We start from the raw sequence: 18,402 nt of genomic DNA, 5'->3' as shown, positions 1-18,402 counted from the left end.
CAATTCGTCCGGGGTATTTTTCTTGATTCGTGCGGCTCGGGGTCCGTGACCCTTGGAGCTGGGGGCCCGTGCCCGTCAGAGCACGTCGGCCAGGTCCGCGAGGAGCTTGCGCTTGGCCCGCGCGCCCACCATCTGTTTCACCGGCTCACCGCCCCGGAACACGATCATGGTCGGGGCCGAGAGCACCTTGTAGGTGATCGCGGTCTGCGGGCTGCGGTCCACGTCCAGCTGCACGATCTTGATGCGGTCCGCCTCCTCGCGCGCCAACTCGCTGAGCACCGGCGCCAGTTGCCTGCACGGTCCGCACCAGTCCGCCGTGAACTCCACGAGCACCGGGCGGTCGGCCTCGCGCAGCACCTCCCCCTCGAAATCGGCGTCCGTCACCTCGGCCACGCCTGCTGCCTTCACTGCCGTCACACTCCTCATCCCGTCAGTTCGCACCGCGGCTCGGGACCGCCGTCGAGTGCCGCCTCGGCGCGCACGAGCTGCGCCCCGACCTGTGCGCGCACCGCGTTCAACTCACCGATCAGAGCGTCGAGTTCGGTGAGCTTGCGGCGGTACACGGCGAGCGAGGCGGGGCAGGAGTCGCCCTCCGGATGACCGGAGCGCAGACACTCCACGAAGGGCCGGGTCTCCTCCAGATCGAACCCGAAGTCCTGCAGGGTCCTGATCTGCTCCAGGAGCCGCACGTCGTCCTCGTCGTACGTGCGGTAGCCGTTGCCGGTACGCCGCGCGGGGAGCAACCCGCGGGACTCGTAGTAGCGCAGCGTCCGCGTGGTCGTCCCCGCGCGCGCCGCGAGCTCGCCGATTCGCATGCCCCGAAGGTAATCCTTGACGTGGGCGTCAAGGCCAGCGGTTTCCCTGCGCAGGCACCTTCGCGCGCTCCTTCATGCACTCCTTCGCGCAGGTCAAGCGGGTTTGCGGATGCCCTCGACGATCGAGGACCAGTTGTCTGCGCCGTGCCCGAGGGCGATCGACCTGTCGGCCGCCGTGAGGACGCCGCGCAGGGCGGCCGCGTCCAGGCCGCGGTGCTCGGCGGCGCGCACGATGTGCCGCACGTTCGCCGCCTCCACGGTGAGGTTGTCCAGGTCACCGGGGAACTTCCCCGAGTCCAGGTCATCGGCCGTGCCGTCGACGACGTCCGCGAGGAGGGCGGCGAGGGTCTTCATGTGGGGGGCGACGGCCGCGGCCTTCACGCCTTCCGCGGCCGCGAGGGCGTAGCCGTGCACCAGGCCGTGCATCGCCGTCCAGAAGAAGTCCAGGACGGAGAGGTCGTGGACCGCGGCGAGCCCGTGGTCCTCGCCGACGTAGGCGGTCTGCCCGGCAAGGGCCTTGAGTGTCGCCTCGTACTTCTCGTACGCGGATCGCGTACCGCTGTGGAAGATCAGCGCGTCCGGTGTGCCGATCATCGGGACGGGCACCATGACCGCGCCGTCGAGGTAGTCGACGCCGAGTTCCTCGGCCCAGGCGGCGGCCTCGCGGGCGCGCTCGGGGGTGTCGGAGGTGAGGTTCACCAGGAGGCGGCCCGGCAGGTCGCCCGCGGCCTGGTCGAGGACGGCCTGAGCGGCGTCGTAGTCGACGACGCACACGACGACGACCTCGGCGGCGCGGACCGCTTCGGCGGGCGTGACGGCGCGGGTGGCGCCCCGGGCGACGAGGTCCTCGCCCTTGCCCTGCGAGCGGTTCCAGACGGTGGTGGGGTGACCGGCCGCGAGGAAGGCCCCGGCGAGGGCCTGCCCCATGGCTCCGAGGCCGAGGACAGTGACGGCGGGAAGGGAGTGGGAGTCGGTGTGGGCGTGGGTGCGGGTGTGGGTGCGGGTGTGGGTGTGGGCGTTGTTCGACATGGCCACCATGCTTGATGCGCACTCAACTCGCCACAAGTACCGACTATTTGGTCAGCTACGCACCAAAACGTAAGTGCGCGTCACCCGAAGTCCAGCTCCCCGTAGGCCCGCCTGAACTCGCAGAAGCCCTCCACCCCGGCCATCAGCACCACGCCGTCCCACAGCCGCCCCGCGGCCTCGCCCCTGGGGGCGGGTGACACGACGGGCCCGAACACCGCGCCCACCCCGTCGACGGAGAGCACCGGCGTGCCGACGTCGGTGCCGACCAGGGCGATGCCCGCCTCGTGCGAGGCCCGCACCGCGGCGTCGCACTCCCCGGTCATCGCCACGGAGGCGAGGTCCACGGGGAGTTCCGCGTCGGCGAGCGCGGCCGTCATGCCGGACCAGTCCTGCTGTTCGTGGAGCCGCTGCCCGAGGGCGTCGAAGTAGCGGCCGAGGGCTTCGTTCCCGTGGCGTTCGCGGACCGCCGCGCACACCCGGCCGTGCGCCTTCATGTACTCCCCGTACAGCCCTTCGGGGTCTTCCGGGTCGACGGCGAGGCCTTCGTTGAGCACGGCGAGGCTCATCACCCGCCACCGCACGGCGATGTCACGCACCCGCTCCACCTCGCGCAGCCAGCGCGAGGTGATCCAGGTGTACGGGCACACGGGGTCGAACCAGAAGTCGACACCCGCGCAACGCCGGTCCGAATCTTTGCTGACGGTCACCCAACCCACCGTACCCCTACGGGAGTTGACGCCGGGCGGAACGCATCAACGAGCCTCCCTGAACAATTGGCGAGGGAAGACCATGCAGCCACCAACTACCCTTGCGTGAACGATTGTTAACGTGCTACCAATCCTCCAGTACCAAAAGGATCAAGGCCTTGGGACGCGGATGAGGTACCCATACCCGATGCACCTTGAGTCTCACTTGAGTAATCCCGAACGGTGCACGACAAGAATTGGGTACCGCGGGCGGAATCCCTCGCCCGGAGAATCCCGAAGGCCCCACCCGAAAGGACACGCATGTCGAAGAACCCCCAGAAGGATTTACCACCCGGGGAGTTACCGGACGCGCTGCACGTTCTCCGCACCCGCAGCGTCGTCCGCAACTACGCGCCCGAGCCGGTCGACGACTCCGTGATCGACCAGCTGCTCGACGCCATGCTCGCGGCCCCCTCCGCCTCCAACAAGCAGGCCTGGTCCTTCGTCGTCGTACGCGATCCGGCGTCCGTGCGGCGCCTGCGGGCCTTCTCCCCCGGCATCATCGGGACCCCCGCGTTCTGCGTCCTCGCCTGCGTCGACCAGAGCCTGACGAAGCATCACTCCCCGGCGGCCGCGGCGAACATCCACGCCACCAGCAAGCTCTGTGTGGCCATGGCGGTGGAGAACCTGCTCCTCGCCTCCCACGCCGTCGGCCTGGGCGGATGCCCCGTGCACAGCTTCCGCAAGGAAGCGATCGGTGCGCTGCTCGGCCTTCCCGAGCACATCGAGCCGGTGCTGATCGTGCCGATCGGCCGGCCCGCGAGCCCGCCCACCCCGTCCGAACGCCGCGACAAGAAGGAGGTTGTCAGCCATGAAGTCTGGGGAAACCACTCCGCCGCGACCCCGGCCGTCTGAGGTGCCGGACCGGCCGTCCGCCGCGCCGGACCGGCTGCACGAGGACATCGCCCTCCTCGCCGCGTATCTGCTCAGCAGCGCACGGGGGCTTCTCGAAGAGCCGCCCGAGTACGGCGTGTACCGCTGCCTCGACGGCGCCCGACGGGCGCTGGAGGCCCTGGACCAGAACGGCGTGAGCACCCCTGAACTCAGCGCCGTTCGCCGCCGTCTGGACGACCAGATGTTCAGCCCGATGGGAGGCGACGAGCTGCTTCCCGAAATCCTTGATGACGTATGCATGCGCCTGGTCGACGCCTTGCAGAACGTGAAATCCGCGTAAACAGAAGAGGAATGAGAGATTCCCCGACATGCTGAACACCGTGTCCCTCGGCGACTCCCACGGCATGCAGGCAGAGGCCCTCGGTGAGGAGTCCGAGCGATTATGGAAGATGGGCGAGCACGCCCTCATCGGGATAAGCGCAGGCAACAGCTATTTCAGTCAGCACCGGCTCACGGCTCTGCTGCAGTGGGCCGCGCACCATTTCAAGATGACGGACGTCGTCTATGTGGACACCCACATAGACGACATGCAGATCGCGGACGGCCGTGACCCCCGCGAGGCCGCCAAGTCGGCGAAGCGCACGCTCAAGGACGTACGCCGCCGCGTCCACCGGGCGACGGAGAGCCTGGGCCCCGAGATCGCCCGCTTCCGCGTCCGGCCCCTCTCCGAGATCCAGGACACCCCCGAGTACCAGGCCGTGCGCGCCCGCGTGGACCAGGCCGTCCAGTACGACGAGCCCTTCGCCGCGGCCTGCCGGGACATGGTGCGCGCCGTCGTCACGAACCGCCCGGACGGCGAGGAGGTGTCCGACGCGCACCTCGACGCGGGCATGAAGTACGTCATGGCCGAGGCTCCGCTGTTCGTGGACTCCCCCGGCGTCTTCGGCGTCGCGACCTCGGTGCTCTGCTACCACATGCTCACCCCGGTCACCGTGCACTTCGCCGGTGGAGGCGCGGGGTACCAGGCCGCCACGGGCCAGGGTTACGTGGTCGTCCGGCCCGGTGAGGACGAGGAACGGGGCGGAACCGCCGCCGCTTGAGGCACCGGTGGCGGTCGATGTGAGGCTCCGCCGAGGCGAGTTCGTCCACCTCGGCGGAGCGCGCCACCCCTAGGCCGCCTCCCCCGCGGACTTGTCGTACGTCAGGAAGACCGTGCCGCTGTCGAGGAGGACGGCGTCCGTCCGCTCGTAGAGGACCGGGTCGAAGGCGGTCTTCTGTGAGAACAGCGGCGTACCCGAACCCAGCGTCAGCGGGCTGAGCTTGACGATCAGTCGGTCGATCTCGCCGCGCAGCGCCCCGGCGAGCTCGCCGCCGCCGCACAGCCAGATGTCCTTGCCGTCCTCCTGCTTGAGCTCGCGCACCTTCTCGACCGGGTCGGTGGCGACCAGTTCGACGGCGGGGGCGGGGCTCTCGGTGAGGGTGCGGGAGAAGACGATGTGCCTCAAGTGCGGGTAGCAGTCCGGGACTCCGGCGTCCACGCCGATCTGGTACGTCCTGCGGCCCTCGAGGATCGTGTCGAAGTGGGTCCCCTCGGCGGTGATGCCGAGGGCTTCCCTGGCCGGGCCCGGCAGCGTCTCCGGGTACACCTCCGTGAGCTGCTGGAGGTAGTCCTGAGCGACCGGCCAGAAGCCGTCGGGGCCCGTGGGGTCGGCACCGTCGGGGCCGGCGATGAACCCGTCGAGGCTGACGGCGATGAAGTAGACGAGCTTTCGCATGGGGACTCCTTGGTGACGGCGGGCGTGGTCGGTCGGGCGAGAGGGGCGGCCGGTCAGCTGCGACTCCCCGGCTTGGGGAGCGGCCGGGGCCGCGGCACCGAGCGCGGCGTGGCCGACTGCGGGAAGGGACGGTGGGGCTGGGCGTTCCGGTTCCGGAACGCGGACCGGGCCCGGTACTGCTGCGGGTTTCGCATCTGGCTCCTCGGAATCACGTTGATCGTTGTACTCTGCTTGGAGTGGTTAGAACGTAGTACTTCACCTGGAGTGGTGTCAACGGTTTTCTGAGAAACTCTTCTCCGGCGCCCGACGCAGCCGCTTCCGAGGGCCGGATCAGTCGCGGAGCAGCGCCCGCGCACGGCGGCAGAACGCCTCGACCGCGGCGGGATCGGGCTGCTCGCCCGCACGGAACATCGCCGCCTGAAGGGCGGGCCCGTACGCGCCGCCGTGGCGGTCGATGTCGGACGTACGGGCGGGCTGCACGACGAAGTGGAGATGCCCCGGCTCGCGCCCGGCGTGGGACCAGAGGCAGACGTACACCTGCTCGCAGCCATCGACACCCTCGGCGCAGGCGCGGACGGCAGCCGAGACGCGGGTCAACAGCGGCCCCATCTCGGCCGCTTCGTCCGGGCTCAACCCATCCACGCCCGTGACGTGCCGCAACGGCTTGACCAGCAGCGTGCCGACGCCGAGCGGCCCGACGCAGTGCTCGACGGTCCAATGGGCGGTACGCAGAACGGTGCCGCCCGGGAGCGGCACCGTTCCTGCGGCGAGGCCGCAGGCCATGCAGGTCACTTGTCGGCCCGGTACAGGTCGATCTCCCGGTTCACGAAGAGGTGCACGAACCCGCACCGCCAGCAGATCAGCCCCGTCGCCGACTCATCGGCCCAGGCCAGCTTCATGAACTCCATGCCGAAACTGTTCAGCTTCACGTCCCGCTCGCGGAACGTATCCCCCCTGCAGACCTGGCAGTTGATCCACATATCCCCGATGGCAGCACGCACCGGCCTGGGAGCCATGGCCCTCCCCTTCCCCCACGCTCTCATCGGCGCCGGTCAGACGCCTACGAGGGAGACTAATCGACCCGCGGCCGGGGGTTCCTTGCGAGCCACTCCTGGAGCTCGCTGTGCCGGAACTGGTAGGAGCCCGCGACGATGCGGAGCAGCCCCGCGTGATAGGCCCAGGCGAGGAAGGTGCCGGGGGTCAGGGGCATGCGGCCCAGGAGACGGGCCGTCAGCAGCAGTACGCCGTACGTGAGTTGAGTCACGGGGATCACCGCCGCGAACATGAGGGCCACGAAGACGGTCCCCGCGAACCCGAGCAGCGCCTCGCCGGCCACGCCGACGAGGAACGCGATGAGCACCGCGACGACAGGCATCAGCCGCCCCACGGACCGCGCCGCACGCCGGGTCCGTTCCGCCCGGTCCGATCCGAGCAGCGCACATCCGAGGGCGTAGCAGAGGACGGCCCCGAGCGCGGCCCCCGAGCCGAAGCCGTTGTCCGGAGCGACCAGTGCGGGTTCCCAGGCGACGGCGACCGCCAGGCATGCCCCTGCGATCGAGTACTCCGTCGCCGTCCCGTGGGAGTACAGGACAACGACGACGGCATACGACGCGATCGCCCAGATGACGAATCCCGACGCGGAATGGATCCCGCGAGCGACCAGCCCCGCTCCGCAGCCCACGGCGGGCAGCACCGCACAACCGACCAGTTCCTTCCTGCCCGTGTGGGCGAGGAAGGGCTCGTCGCGCACGTAGACACAGGCCATGAAGACCACGACCGCGCACCCCAGCACGTACCAGCCCCGGGCCGGGACCTCCTCGTACCAGTCGCTGAACCGAGCCGCCGCACCCAGCACGATGGCACACACCGGCACCACCGCCGCAAGGACCGTCGTGCACCCCCGTAGAGCGGCCCTCAACTTCTCCCCCGTCGACTGACGCCGCAGACTCCCCCGTTCCGACGGCAACCACGGCTTCACGCACAGCGACTCCGCCGCGAGCACCCCGGCCATCGGCGCCGCCCCCACCGCCCCCACCCAGGACACCACGGCCCCCCTGCGGTGGGTCCACCACTCCTGCGGGAAGAGCCGCGCCAGCTCGTCCGGGATCACCAGGAGGACCGGCACGACCAGCGCCAGTGCGATCACCACGGACAGAACCAGGGTGGTCCGCCGCCCGACGATCCGCCCGACCGGCGTGGTCCGTCCCTCGGGCCCTGCCATGTGGTGCAGCCACCGGTGCACCGAGGCCGACGCGTAATCCGCCTGCCCGGCCCACACCGAACGCGCACTTCTGACGCTCTGCCTGGCCTGCCGCGCCGCGGCGTTCGCCGCAGCCGTGGCGGCGACGACGCAGTGCGCGAGGAGGTGTTCGCGCAGCGCGTCAGCCGTGCTGAAGCCCGTCAGAAGACGGCGCGGGCTCGTCGGTCCGCCGTACACGGACAGCGCGAGGCTCAGATAGAACGGCGAGCTCAGCACCTCGGCCACCGGACTGTCCGGCGCCGCCCCGCGCATCGCGTCGGCGACGGTGTCCATCGGCGAGCTGCGCCCGTCGGACCGCAGTTCCACGTACGAGCGGGCCTGGTCGGCGTCGACTCCCTCGATGCGCAGCAGCGTCGCCTCCCGCAACCAGGCCTGACGCTCGGCCAGTTCGGTGTAGCGCCGCTCGCGGCAGGTGACCACGAGCGGGGCGCTGCCGCCGACGGACTGGTGGGCGTTCAGCTGCTCCAGGGCTTGGCGGGCGCGGGCCGGTCCGTCCCCGTCGGCACCGGTGTCGGTGTCGGTATCGGTATCGGTGTCGGTGTCCATCTCGTCCAGGCCGTCGAGCACCGGGACGACGAGGCGCCGCGCGACCAGTTCCGCCGCTGCCGCGCCCGGCACCTCGTACGACATGACGAGACTGTCCGTGAGCCAGCGCTCCAGGCCGCCCTCGGTCCTGCGGCGGCCCCACCAGCGGCGGGTGCGCGGCGGCGGCAGGTCGCGGATCGAGAGGCGGACCGGCACGGGGGCGCCGGGGGCGCGCACCGCGAGGAGGCGGACCACGAGGTGCACCGCGAGGACCGTCTTGCCCGCGCCCGGCGCCCCGGTGACGATCAGGCGTCCGGGCGCCGCGCAGTACCATCGCGCGACGTCGGACAGACGCTGTCGCCCCGGTGGCTCCGCGCCGCCGGGGCGGGGCACCACGTCGACCGGCAGATCCATGAGGTGCGCGCCGGTGCCCAGCATGTGAGTGCGCTCGGCGACCTCCACCTCCTCGACGGACCGTGCGAGCCGGTCGAGTTCGGCCGCGAGGCTCTCGGTCGCCCGCTGCAGCCGCAGGGCGCTCAGGCTGAGGACCGAGCCGACGAGCAGGCCGAGGATGCCGAGCGGGAGCCCCAACACCCCTGCCACGTCCTGGGGTTCGAGACCACCCCGCCACACCGACCAGACCGCCCAGCCCCCGCTCGCAAGCAGGGTCGCCACCCCGGCGGCCAGCAGCCATCGCACGTCCTGCGTGCCCTGCCGCGGCCACCCCATGGACGGCAGCATGCCCGACGGCCGACGGCCGGGCCACCCCGTGTGCGAGGTGGTCCGGCCGTCGGTTGCGTACCTGATCAGCAGGTGTGCGGCGGTGGGTCAGTGCTGCGGCTGCGGCTCGCGCTCCCGCACGGGCTCCACGGCCTCCGTGGACGACGGGGCGCCCTCCCCGCCCTTCTTGCGCGGCAGCAGGACCGCCACCAGCACCGTGCCGACACCGAGGATCACCGCGCCGACGAGGCTCGTGTGCGCCACCGCGTCCGAGAACGCGGAGCCGACCGCGTCCGCCATCTTGTGGGCGCCCTGCGCGAGTTGCTCGGCCTGACCCTTCAGCTGGGCCGCCTGCTCCGGCGAGCCCGCCCGCGCGGCCTGCCCGGCGATCTCGTGCGCCTTGTCGCCGATGCCCTGCGCCACCGCGTAGCCCGCGCCGACCGAGTCCTGCGCGGTGTCCAGCGTGCCGTCCGGCAGCTTGGCGCCGGACGCCGATGCCGCGTCCGACAGCTTCGAGGAGTACGAACTGGCGAGCACCGAGCCGAGGATGGCGATGCCGAGCGAGCCGCCGAGTTCGAGGGACGTGTCGTTGACCGCGCCGCCGACGCCCAGTTCGGACTCGGGGAACGCACCCATGATCGCGTCGGTGCACGGCGACAGCGCGAGGCCGATGGCGAGGCCCAGGACGATCAGCGGGGCGACGAAGTCCGCGTACGTGGAGCCCGCGTCGACCTGCGTGAGCAGCGCGAGCGCCACCGTGCCCGCGACCATGCCCGCCGTCACCGTGATCTTCATGCCGATGCGCGGCGTCAGATAGCCGGTCAGGGCCGAGCCCACGAAGACCGCGCCCGCGAGCGGCAGCATGCGCACGCCCGTCTCCAGCGGGTTGTAGCCGAGCACGAACTGCAGGTGCTGGGTGAGGTAGTAGAACGCGCCGAAGACCGCGAGGAAGAAGAGCGCCACCGCGAGGTTCGAGCCCGCGAAGCGGCGGTCGAGGAAGCGGCGGACGTCCAGGATCGGGTGCGGGTGACGGAGCTCCCAGGCGATGAAGGCCAGCAGGCCCACGCCCGCGGCGACCGCCGCCGAGATCGCCTTGGCGTCCCAGCCGAAGTGCGGGCCCTGGATGATCATGTAGACGAGGGCGCCGGTCCAGACGACGGAGAGCGCGCCGCCGACGTAGTCGATCCGGTTGCTGTGCCCGGCCTTGGACGGCGGCACGAGGACGAGGGCGCCGATGATGGCGACCGCGGCGATGGGCACGTTGATCAGGAAGGTCGACGCCCAGCCGTGGTTCTGCAGCAGCGCGCCCGCGACCAGCGGACCCGCGGCGATGGCGAGACCCGCGGTGGCGGTCCACAGCACGATGGCCTTGGCCCGCTCCGCCTTCGGGAACGTCGCGGCGAGCAGGGACAGCGTGGCCGGCATGATCATGGCCGCGCCGAAGCCCATCACGGCGCGGGCCGCGATGACCCCGCCCGAGCTGTCGACCAGCGAGCCCGCGACCGCGCCGCCGCCGAAGACGACGAGACCCAGTACGAGCGCGCCGCGGCGGCTGTACTTGTCGCCGATGGCGCCCAGCAGCAGCATCAGCGCGGCGTACGGAACGGTGTAGCCGTCGATGACCCACTGCAGGTCGGAGCTGGAGAGTCCGAGGTCCTTGGTCATGTCGGGGGCGGCCACGGTCAGCGCCGTGTTCGCCATCACGATGATCAGCAGACTGAGGCAGAGCACCCCCAGTGCCCACCAGCGGCGCGCGTACGGCCGGTCCATCCGCTCGACCGGCTCCTTGATCACCACAGACATCGAGGCCCTCACTCCTCCACATCGGGTCCGCCCCGGCGCACCCGACTCACTCAGTCACTCACTTGCACAGTCATGTGCAACTACACACTGGTGTGCAAATTACCGCCCTGCACACTGTTGTGCAAATTGGTTCCGCACGTTGTTGTGCACATGGACGGGACCAGCAGAATGAGAGACATGAGCACCCCGCGCCCCGCTGCCGCGAGCGTCAGAGCCGACGCCAATCGCCGCCGCATCCTCGACGTCGCCGTCACCGAGCTGCTGCGGGACCCCGACGCGTCCATGGACCAGATCGCGCGCGCCGCGGGGGTCGTGCGCAGGACGGTGTACGGCCACTTCCCGAGCCGGGACGCACTGGTGGGCGCGATCGTGGACCGCGCGATCGAGGCCGTGGAGTCCGCGCACGCGGAGGGCAGGGCGGGCGCGGAGAACCCGGCCGAGGCGGTCGCGGGATCCCTGCTCGCGGTGTGGGAAGTCGCCGACCGCTACCGCCTGTTGCTCTCGCTCGCGCAGCGCAGCGTCACGATGGAGGGCATCCGCGAACGCCTCGGCGCCGTCCACGCGTCCGGCATGGAGGTCTTCCAACGCGGCCTGGACGACGGCACGTTCGCCTCGCCGCTGCCGCCGAAGGCCTTGAGCTACGTACTCGAAGGAGTGCTGTTCGCCGTGATGGAGGCCGTCAACGACGGCGTCCTGGAAGCGGAGGAGGCGGGCAGGTCCACCGCGATCACCTTCCTGACCGCGGCGGGCCTGCCCGCCTCGAAGGCCACCGAGCTGGTGGCGGGGGTGGCTGCCCGAAGGCTGGGGCCCAGCTAGGGCGCCCCGAAGGGGCGCGGGGAACCGCGTGCTCGGCCACGAAGCGTCCGCGGCCGACCACCCGGGGCTCACCCCGACGACGCCCCGGTTGTCCCGCGCACCGCTCACGCGGTCAAAGACTTCTCCTCACGCGGTCAAGGACTTCTTCCCGGCACCGGCCTGCTCCGGCACCCCGTCCTCCGCGTCCTCGTCGCCCCGCGGCTCCGCCCCGTGCCCGTCGTCCAGCAACGTCCGCTCGTCGAACGGCAGTCGACCGGCGAGGACCTCCGCGATCCGCTCCTTGTCGACCTCCTTGGTCCACGTCCCGATCAGCAGCGTGGCGACCGCGTTGCCCGCGAAGTTGGTGAGGGCTCGCGCCTCGCTCATGAAGCGGTCGACGCCGATGATCAGGCCGACGCCGTCGACCAGGGCCGGCTTGTGCGACTGCAGACCGCTCGCGAGGACCGCGATGCCCGAACCGGACACGCCCGCAGCACCCTTGGACGCGATCATCATGAAGAGCAGCAGCGAGATCTGCTCGCCGACACCGAGCGGCTGGTCCATGGCGTCGGCGATGAACAGCGACGCCATGGTCAGGTAGATCATCGTGCCGTCGAGGTTGAAGGAGTACCCCGTCGGGACGGTGATGCCGACGACCGGACGGCTGACCCCCAGGTGCTCCATCTTCGCGATGAGCCGCGGCAGCGCGGACTCGGACGAGGAGGTGGAGAGGATCAGCAGGAACTCGCGGCCCAGGTACTTGAGCAGCTGGAAGAGGTTGACCCCGGTCACGAGCTTCACCAGCGTGCCCAGCACGATCACGATGAACAGCGCGCAGGTGACGTAGAACCCGATCATGATCGTGGCCAGCGCCTTGAGCGCGTCGACGCCGGTCTCGCCGATGACGGCCGCCATCGCGCCGAACGCACCCACCGGAGCGGCCCACATGATCATCGAGAGGATCCGGAAGACGAGCTTCTGGATGTGCCCGATGCCGCGCAGGATCGGCTCACCGGAGCGGCCCATGGCCTGCAGCGCGAAGCCGACGAGCAGCGCGACGAGCAGGGTCTGGAGTACCTGCTCCTGGGTGAAGGCGGAGACGAGCGTCTTGGGGATGATGCCGAGCACGAATTCGACGAGACCCTTGTCGGCCTCGTCGGCGGCCTTGTGGCCCGCGCCCTTCTCGGAGTCGGTGATGTCCATGCCCGAGCCCGGGTGCAGGATGTTGCCGACGATCAGGCCGATGGCGAGCGCGACGATCGACATCGCCACGAAGTAGGCGAGCGCGAGCCCGCCCACCTTGCCGACCTTGGCGGCCTTGCGGACCGAACCGACGCCGAGGACGATCGTGCAGAAGATGATGGGCGAGATCATCATCTTGATCAGGTTCACGAACCCGGTGCCGACCGGCTTCAGTTCCTTGGCGAAGTCCGGCCAGATGAAGCCGACGGCGATGCCGAGCAGCACGGCGCCGATGACGGCGATGTAGAGGTAGTGCGTGCGGTCCCGCTTGGCTGCGGGTGCCGCTTGTGGGTCGGCCGTGCTGGTCACGGGGCCCTCCTTGAACGACGACGTCGGCGTTGTGGTGCCTGCAGTGCGTGCGGCTCACGTCCTGGGCGATCGGTCCCCGGCGTGCGGCTCACGACCCGACGGCTGGGGTCGGCTCGGTGCCCGGGCGATCCCGGCGACTATCTCCCGCGCTGTGAGGGCGGTCACCCTTGCGTTCATTTAGTTCGCACTTATACGGCGAGGCAGACTGGCACCATGTCCCGCACCCGACCGCCCCGCCCGCGCCGTCTGCCGCGCAGCCTGGCGGGCCAGCTCTTCGCGATGCAGATCGTGCTGGTCACGGTGGTGGTCGCCGGATGCGCGCTCTTCACGTATCTGAGCGACAAGCACCAGGCAGAGGAGGGCGCGCGCCGCCAGGCGACCGCGGCGGCGCGGGCGGTCGCGGACTCCCCTTCGGTACGAGAGGCCATACGCGACGGCGACGACCCCTCGGCCCGCCTGCAGCCGTACGCCTCCCGGGTCCAGCGGCACACCGGCGTCGACTTCGTCACGATCATGGACCCGCGCGGCATCCGCTGGACGCACCCCGACGAGCGGCGGATCGGCGAGCGCTTCCTCGGCCACCGGGCGGAGGCGCTGCGCGGCAGGACGTTCGCGGAGACGTACACGGGAACCCTCGGCCCCTCGGTACGGGTGGTCACACCGATCCGGGCGGGCGCCGCGGACGACGGCGCGATCATCGGCCTGGTCAGCGCGGGCATCACCATCGAGGAGATCACGGCCAAGGCGCGCGGCCAGCTCCTCGCGCTGCTCGGCGTCGCGGCGGCGGCGCTCGTCCTCGGCGGCATCGGTACGTACGTCATCAACGCGCGCCTGCGCCGCAGTACGCACGGTATGAACGCCGCAGAGCTGAGCCGCATGCACGACTACCACGAGGCTGCGCTGCACGCGGTGCGCGAGGGCCTGCTGATGCTGGACGGGCAGCGGCGCATCGCCCTGATCAACGACGGTGGCCGGGAGCTCCTCGGGGTGTCCGACAACCCGGTGATCGGCCGCAACGTAGCCGAACTCGGGCTGCCCGCTCCTCTGACGGGCGCACTTCTCTCGGCCGAACCCCGGGTCGACGAACTGCACCTGACCGCCGACCGCGTGGTGGTCGTCAACACCTCGCCCGTGACCGGCGGCGAGCGCCGAGGCACGGTGGTCACGCTGCGGGACCACACCGAACTCCAGGCGCTGACAGGCGAGTTGGACTCCGAGCGCGGCTTCACGCGGGCGCTGCGCTCGCAGGCCCACGAGGCGGCGAACCGGCTCCACACGGTGGTGTCCCTCATCGAACTCGGCCGCGCGGACGAGGCCGTCGACTTCGCCACGGCGGAACTGGAACTGGCGCAGGCCCTGACCGACCAGGTGGTCGCCGCGGTCAGCGAACCCGTCCTCGCGGCGCTCCTCCTCGGCAAGGCCGCGCAGGCGAACGAGCACGGCGTGGAGCTGGTCGTGTCGCAGGACAGCAGCATCGACGACGGCATGCTCCCGCCGTCCCTGCCGGCCCGTGACCTGGTGACGGTCCTCGGCAACCTCATCGACAACGCGGTCGACGCGGCCCAGGGCTCCCCCTCGGCCCGCGTCACGGTGACGGCCCGCGCGGACGAGGCGGGCCTCCTCCTCCGCGTCTCGGACACGGGCCCCGGGGTGGACCCCGCCCAACGCGAAGCGGTCTTCGAACGAGGCTGGTCGACGAAGGCGGCAACGGGCAGGGGCCTGGGCCTGGCCCTGGTCCACCAGACGGTGACGAGGAACGGCGGCAGCCTGACGGTGCGGGAGTCGGCGGAGGGCGGAGCGGAGTTCGAGGTACGCCTCACCACGACGAACAGCCGCCGGGCCCCTTCACCCACCCCAGCCCTCGCTGCGAGCAACAGTCCCGCTCCCACTGTGGGCAGGCGTTCCGCACGGCGAGTGGGGTCTCCCCTGCTCGAGCGGAGCCGAGAGCTTGGGGAAGGGTGGGCACAGCCCAAGACGCCGAGTACCGATGAACCTGGCGCCGACCAAGGCACGACTCCAGGCCGGCCGCAGGCTGACGGCCCCGACCAGAGAGGCGCCCAGTGACAATCCGCGTACTCGTAGTCGAAGACGACCCCGTCGCCGCCGACGCCCACGTCCTCTACGTCAACAGAGTGCCCGGCTTCGAGGCCCTCCCCCGCCCCGCCCACTCCGCCGCCGAAGCCCGCCGCACCCTCGACCGCACCCCCGTGGACCTGATCCTCCTCGACCTCCACCTCCCCGACGGCCACGGCCTCCACCTCGCCCGCTCCCTGCGCGCCTCCGGCAACCCCACGGACGTGATCGCGGTGACCTCGGCCCGCGACCTGGCCGTGGTCCGCGAGGGCGTCTCCCTCGGCGTCGTCCAGTACGTCCTGAAGCCCTTCACCTTCGCCACCCTCCGCGACCGCCTCACCCGTTACGCGGAGTTCCGCACCGCCGCCGCCGAGGGCGAGGCCACCGGCCAGGACGAGGTGGACCGCGCGCTCGCCACCCTGCGCGCCCCGAGCCCCGCCGCCCTCCCGAAGGGCCTCAGCGGCCCCACCCTCGAACGCGTCATCCGCACCCTGCGCACCGCCCCCGACGGCCTCACCGCCACCGCGGCCGCCCAGTCGGCGGGCCTGTCCCGCATCACCGCGCGCCGTTACCTGGAGCACCTCGTCGAGACGGCCCGCGCGGCCCGCAGCCCCCAGTACGGCCACGTCGGCCGCCCCGAACTCGTCTACCGCTGGCTCGCCCCGGGCGCCTGACCCGGCTCGCCCCAGGCGACTGGAAACGTGCACCCGATAACAACGTTGTCACGTTGGTGACAAGCCTCAACGCCCAGCCCCCGCACAGGCATTGACCTTGTTCGGAACGCGCCCTTACGTTCACCGGGCAACCCGCATCGCAGTCCCGCGTTGCAGTCCCGCGTTGCAGTCCCGCGTGGCAACCCAGCCGCGTCGGCCAGTAGGAGGTCGTGCCCGTGCGCCCCACCACCACCCCACTGCTCCTCGCCGCCGCCACCCTGCTCGCCGCCGGCACCCTCACCGCGTGCGGCGGCGGCTCCGGCGACGACCCCGACACCGTGAAGGTCTCGTTCAAGCAGTCCACGGACAACCAGATCAGGGTCATGGACACCTATCTGGCGGACATCAAGAAGCAGTTCGAGAAGGAACACCCCGGCAAGAAGGTCGAGTTGGTGCCGATCAAGGCCCCGGACTCCGAGTACTACACCAAGCTGCAGCAGATGATGCGCTCCCCGAAGACCGCGCCCGACCTGGTCTACGAGGACACGTTCCTCATCAACTCGGACATCACGAGCGGGTACTTGAAGCCGCTCGACCCCTACCTGAACAAGTGGAAGGACTGGGACCAGTTCATCGACACCGCCAAGACGGCGGCGAAGGCGGCCGACGGCAAGACGTACGGCGTGCCGGACGGGACGGACACCCGCGGTCTCTGGTTCAGCAAGGCGATCTTCAAGAAGGCGGGCCTGCCTGCGGACTGGCAGCCGAAGACGTGGGACGACATCCTTTCCGCGGCCCGCACCATCAAGAAGAAGGTCCCCGGGGTCACCCCCCTCAACGTCTACACGGGCAAGCCGGCGGGCGAGACGGCCTCGATGCAGGGCTTCCAGATGCTCGCGTACGGCACGGGCAAGGACCCTCTCTACGACCCGAAGTCGAAGAAGTGGGTCACGGGCAGCAAGGGCTTCAAGGACTCGCTCACGTTCGTGGAGACGGTCTACAAGGAGAAGCTCGGCCCGGACGTCTCGGACGCGCTCGACCCCAACTTCGCCACCCGCGTGCGCGGTGAGCTCCTCCCCGAGGACAAGCTGGGCATCAACCTCGACGGGTCGTGGCTGCCGCAGGACTGGGGGAAGGGCGCGGGCCACGAGTGGCCCCAGTGGTCGGACAAGCTGGGCCTCGCGTACATGCCGACGCAGCACGGCCAGGCCCCCGGCAAGGTGAGCATGTCCGGCGGCTGGACCTGGGCGATCCCGACCAAGGCGAGCAACCCCGACCTGGCCTTCGACTTCATCAAGACGATGCAGACGCCAGCCAACGCCAAGAAGTGGTACGTCGCCAACTCGGGCATCGCGGTCCGCGAGGACGTCGCGGCCGACCCGTCGTACGTGAAGGCGCAGCCGGGCATCAAGTTCTTCACGGACCTGGTGGCCACGACCCACTACCGCCCGGCGTACCCCGCGTACCCCAAGGTCTCCACGGCGATCCAGGAGGCGATGGAGTCGGTGACGACGGGCGACGCCTCGGTCGACAAGGCGGCCGACGGCTACGACGAGGAGGTCTCGTCGGCAACGGACGGCGAGGTCACAACCAAGTAGCCCCCGCACCACCCCTCCCTCAAGGGACGCGGGGAACTGCGCAACAAACCCCCACCCACCCGCACCCAACAACTCCACCGGCCCCCCCCCTCAAGGGGCGCGGGGAACTGCGCGACAAGCCCCCACCCACCCGCACCCAACAAACCCACAGCACCACCCCCAAGGGGCGCGGGGAACTGCGCAACCACCCCCACCCACCCGCAGACAGGCCCCTCCTCCCGCAACCAGAGAGCGAGCGCCCGCACGTGACCACCGCACCCCCCGCACCCCCCGCGGGCCCCGGCGGCGCCGTCAAGACGGCGGCGGACCCGCCCGGCGGCGGCCCGCCGCCCCCGCGGCCCCGGGCCCGGGTCCGGCGAGGCCTGCTCCGCGCCCTGCCCGTCTCCCCCGCCGTCGTCCTCCTCGCACTCTTCCTCGCGGGCCCGATCGGCTACTGCGCGTACATCGCCTTCACCGACCTCCAGCTCACCGGCCAGGCGGAGTCGAGCTTCGTGGGCCTGGAGAACTTCCGCACCGCCTTCGGCGACGAGCGGTTCCTCAACGCGGTCTGGCTGACCCTCGTCTTCACCGTCCTCTCCTCCCTCATCGGCCAGAACACCCTGGGCCTCGCCCTCGCCTCACTCATGCAGCGCGCCTCGAAGCCGGTCCGCACCTTCACGGGCGCGATCGTCATCGCGGCCTGGGTCCTGCCGGAGGTCGTCGCCGGCTTCCTCCTGTACGCGTTCTTCCGCCGCGAGGGCACCCTCAACGCCGTCCTCGACTTCCTCCATCTCCCGTCCCAGAACTGGATGTTCACCCTGCCGATCCTCGCGGTGTCGTTCGCGAACGTATGGCGCGGGACGGCGTTCTCGATGCTGGTCTACTCGGCCGCCCTGAACGAGATTCCCAAGGAGATCACCGAGGCCGCCGAGGTCGACGGCGCGAGCGGCTGGCGCCGCATGTGGCACATCACGCTGCCGATGATCCGCCGCTCGATCGGCACGAATCTCATGCTCAACACCCTCCAGACGCTCTCCGTCTTCGGCCTGATCTGGGTGATGACGCGCGGCGGCCCGGGAAACAGGAGCCAGACCCTCCCCCTCTTCATGTACGAGCAGGCCTTCCAGAAGAGCATGATCGGCTACGGCACGGCCGTGGCCCTGCTGCTCCTCCTGGTCGGCTCGCTCTTCTCCCTCGTCTATATGCGCCTGCTGCGTACGGAGGTCTGAGTGCCCGCCAACAAGCC

General features: G+C 70.6%; 18 protein-coding genes. 8 read left to right on the top strand and 10 right to left on the bottom strand.

What is annotated here, in order from left to right; translation table 11 throughout:
* Window positions 1-75: 75 nt before the first annotated feature.
* The 4 genes from trxA to AB0B50_RS11980 form a co-directional block, all read right to left on the bottom strand.
* Window positions 76-426 (bottom strand): thioredoxin, encoded by a 351-nt coding sequence (gene trxA / locus AB0B50_RS11995; protein WP_362328972.1) that lies wholly within the window; start codon window positions 424-426, stop codon window positions 76-78.
* Entirely contained in the window at window positions 423-815 is a 393-nt protein-coding gene (locus AB0B50_RS11990) for a MerR family transcriptional regulator (protein WP_362328970.1), read from the bottom strand. Before AB0B50_RS11990 ends, trxA begins: the two co-directional genes overlap by 4 nt.
* A gap of 93 nt (window positions 816-908) precedes the next feature.
* Window positions 909-1,844: an NAD(P)-binding domain-containing protein gene (locus AB0B50_RS11985; RefSeq protein ID WP_362328968.1), complete on the bottom strand. Its 936-nt coding sequence runs from the start codon at window positions 1,842-1,844 to the stop codon at window positions 909-911.
* Window positions 1,845-1,924: 80 nt separating this feature from the next.
* On the bottom strand, window positions 1,925-2,551 hold the full coding sequence (locus AB0B50_RS11980; protein ID WP_362328966.1) for a disulfide bond formation protein DsbA: 627 nt from the start codon (window positions 2,549-2,551) through the stop codon (window positions 1,925-1,927).
* Between the two features lie 300 nt (window positions 2,552-2,851).
* Here AB0B50_RS11980 and AB0B50_RS11975 point away from each other — a divergent pair, with 300 nt between their 5' ends.
* From AB0B50_RS11975 to AB0B50_RS11965, 3 genes are read left to right on the top strand one after another with little or no spacing between them, the layout of a single operon-like run.
* Window positions 2,852-3,445, top strand: a complete 594-nt coding sequence (locus AB0B50_RS11975) for a nitroreductase family protein (RefSeq protein WP_362328965.1) — start codon at window positions 2,852-2,854, stop codon at window positions 3,443-3,445.
* Entirely contained in the window at window positions 3,402-3,764 is a 363-nt protein-coding gene (locus AB0B50_RS11970) for a DUF6092 family protein (RefSeq protein ID WP_362328963.1), read from the top strand. The genes AB0B50_RS11975 and AB0B50_RS11970 overlap by 44 nt, the downstream gene beginning before the upstream one ends.
* A 28-nt stretch (window positions 3,765-3,792) precedes the next feature.
* Window positions 3,793-4,524: a tRNA-dependent cyclodipeptide synthase gene (locus AB0B50_RS11965; protein WP_362328961.1), complete on the top strand. Its 732-nt coding sequence runs from the start codon at window positions 3,793-3,795 to the stop codon at window positions 4,522-4,524.
* A 69-nt stretch (window positions 4,525-4,593) separates the two neighbouring features.
* Here the strand turns inward: AB0B50_RS11965 and AB0B50_RS11960 are convergent, their stop codons facing one another.
* From AB0B50_RS11960 to AB0B50_RS11940, 5 genes are all read right to left on the bottom strand, one after another.
* Entirely contained in the window at window positions 4,594-5,199 is a 606-nt protein-coding gene (locus tag AB0B50_RS11960) for a dihydrofolate reductase family protein (RefSeq protein ID WP_362328959.1), read from the bottom strand.
* Between the two features lie 330 nt (window positions 5,200-5,529).
* The gene (locus tag AB0B50_RS11955; RefSeq protein ID WP_362329182.1) at window positions 5,530-5,982 is read right to left on the bottom strand and encodes a hypothetical protein; all 453 of its coding nucleotides are present in this window, start codon (window positions 5,980-5,982) and stop codon (window positions 5,530-5,532) included.
* Window positions 5,983-5,987: 5 nt separating this feature from the next.
* Entirely contained in the window at window positions 5,988-6,128 is a 141-nt protein-coding gene (locus tag AB0B50_RS11950; RefSeq protein WP_362328957.1) for a hypothetical protein, read from the bottom strand.
* Window positions 6,129-6,271: 143 nt separating this feature from the next.
* Window positions 6,272-8,713: an NACHT domain-containing protein gene (locus AB0B50_RS11945; protein ID WP_362328955.1), complete on the bottom strand. Its 2,442-nt coding sequence runs from the start codon at window positions 8,711-8,713 to the stop codon at window positions 6,272-6,274.
* Window positions 8,714-8,812: 99 nt separating this feature from the next.
* Window positions 8,813-10,507 (bottom strand): MFS transporter, encoded by a 1,695-nt coding sequence (locus tag AB0B50_RS11940; protein ID WP_362328953.1) that lies wholly within the window; start codon window positions 10,505-10,507, stop codon window positions 8,813-8,815.
* 177 nt (window positions 10,508-10,684) lie between these two features.
* On the opposite strand from AB0B50_RS11940, the gene AB0B50_RS11935 reads away from it, so the two are divergent.
* A complete protein-coding gene (locus AB0B50_RS11935; protein ID WP_362328951.1) occupies window positions 10,685-11,323 on the top strand; it encodes a TetR/AcrR family transcriptional regulator in 639 nt (212 codons plus the stop codon).
* Window positions 11,324-11,449: 126 nt separating this feature from the next.
* Here the strand turns inward: AB0B50_RS11935 and AB0B50_RS11930 are convergent, their stop codons facing one another.
* On the bottom strand, window positions 11,450-12,853 hold the full coding sequence (locus AB0B50_RS11930) for a cation:dicarboxylase symporter family transporter (RefSeq protein ID WP_362328949.1): 1,404 nt from the start codon (window positions 12,851-12,853) through the stop codon (window positions 11,450-11,452).
* A 213-nt stretch (window positions 12,854-13,066) separates the two neighbouring features.
* Between AB0B50_RS11930 and AB0B50_RS11925 the strand changes: the two genes are divergently transcribed.
* The 4 genes from AB0B50_RS11925 to AB0B50_RS11910 all read left to right on the top strand — a co-directional run bounded on the left by AB0B50_RS11925 (window position 13,067) and on the right by AB0B50_RS11910 (window position 18,385).
* Window positions 13,067-14,917 carry a sensor histidine kinase gene (locus AB0B50_RS11925; RefSeq protein ID WP_362328947.1) on the top strand — a complete coding sequence of 617 codons (1,851 nt, stop codon included), beginning with the start codon at window positions 13,067-13,069 and terminating at the stop codon, window positions 14,915-14,917.
* On the top strand, window positions 14,914-15,600 hold the full coding sequence (locus AB0B50_RS11920) for a response regulator (protein ID WP_362328945.1): 687 nt from the start codon (window positions 14,914-14,916) through the stop codon (window positions 15,598-15,600). Before AB0B50_RS11925 ends, AB0B50_RS11920 begins: the two co-directional genes overlap by 4 nt.
* Window positions 15,601-15,809: 209 nt before the next feature.
* Entirely contained in the window at window positions 15,810-17,177 is a 1,368-nt protein-coding gene (locus AB0B50_RS11915) for an extracellular solute-binding protein (RefSeq protein WP_362328943.1), read from the top strand.
* 362 nt (window positions 17,178-17,539) lie between these two features.
* Window positions 17,540-18,385, top strand: coding sequence for a sugar ABC transporter permease (locus AB0B50_RS11910; protein ID WP_362329180.1), 846 nt, complete (start codon window positions 17,540-17,542; stop codon window positions 18,383-18,385).
* Window positions 18,386-18,402: the final 17 nt, after the last annotated feature.

Origin of the sequence: Streptomyces sp. NPDC041068 (assembly GCF_040647455.1) — a bacterium.
Classification (GTDB): Bacteria; Actinomycetota; Actinomycetes; order Streptomycetales; family Streptomycetaceae; genus Streptomyces.
Note: the sequence above shows the minus strand (reverse complement) of the source record. Positions and strands in the feature narration are given on the sequence as shown.

Bases quoted from the DNA above. Each gene is read 5' to 3' on its own strand.
- AB0B50_RS11985 (WP_362328968.1), bottom strand. From the start codon at position 1,844: ATGTCGAACAACGCCCACACCCACACCCGCACCCACACCCGCACCCAC.
- AB0B50_RS11970 (WP_362328963.1), top strand. From the start codon at position 3,402: ATGAAGTCTGGGGAAACCACTCCGCCGCGACCCCGGCCGTCTGAGGTG.
- AB0B50_RS11945 (WP_362328955.1), bottom strand. From the start codon at position 8,713: ATGGGGTGGCCGCGGCAGGGCACGCAGGACGTGCGATGGCTGCTGGCC.
- AB0B50_RS11925 (WP_362328947.1), top strand. From the start codon at position 13,067: ATGTCCCGCACCCGACCGCCCCGCCCGCGCCGTCTGCCGCGCAGCCTG.
- trxA (WP_362328972.1), bottom strand. From the start codon at position 426: ATGAGGAGTGTGACGGCAGTGAAGGCAGCAGGCGTGGCCGAGGTGACG.
- AB0B50_RS11990 (WP_362328970.1), bottom strand. From the start codon at position 815: ATGCGAATCGGCGAGCTCGCGGCGCGCGCGGGGACGACCACGCGGACG.
- AB0B50_RS11975 (WP_362328965.1), top strand. From the start codon at position 2,852: ATGTCGAAGAACCCCCAGAAGGATTTACCACCCGGGGAGTTACCGGAC.
- AB0B50_RS11935 (WP_362328951.1), top strand. From the start codon at position 10,685: ATGAGCACCCCGCGCCCCGCTGCCGCGAGCGTCAGAGCCGACGCCAAT.
- AB0B50_RS11960 (WP_362328959.1), bottom strand. From the start codon at position 5,199: ATGCGAAAGCTCGTCTACTTCATCGCCGTCAGCCTCGACGGGTTCATC.
- AB0B50_RS11965 (WP_362328961.1), top strand. From the start codon at position 3,793: ATGCTGAACACCGTGTCCCTCGGCGACTCCCACGGCATGCAGGCAGAG.
- AB0B50_RS11955 (WP_362329182.1), bottom strand. From the start codon at position 5,982: ATGGCCTGCGGCCTCGCCGCAGGAACGGTGCCGCTCCCGGGCGGCACC.
- AB0B50_RS11940 (WP_362328953.1), bottom strand. From the start codon at position 10,507: ATGTCTGTGGTGATCAAGGAGCCGGTCGAGCGGATGGACCGGCCGTAC.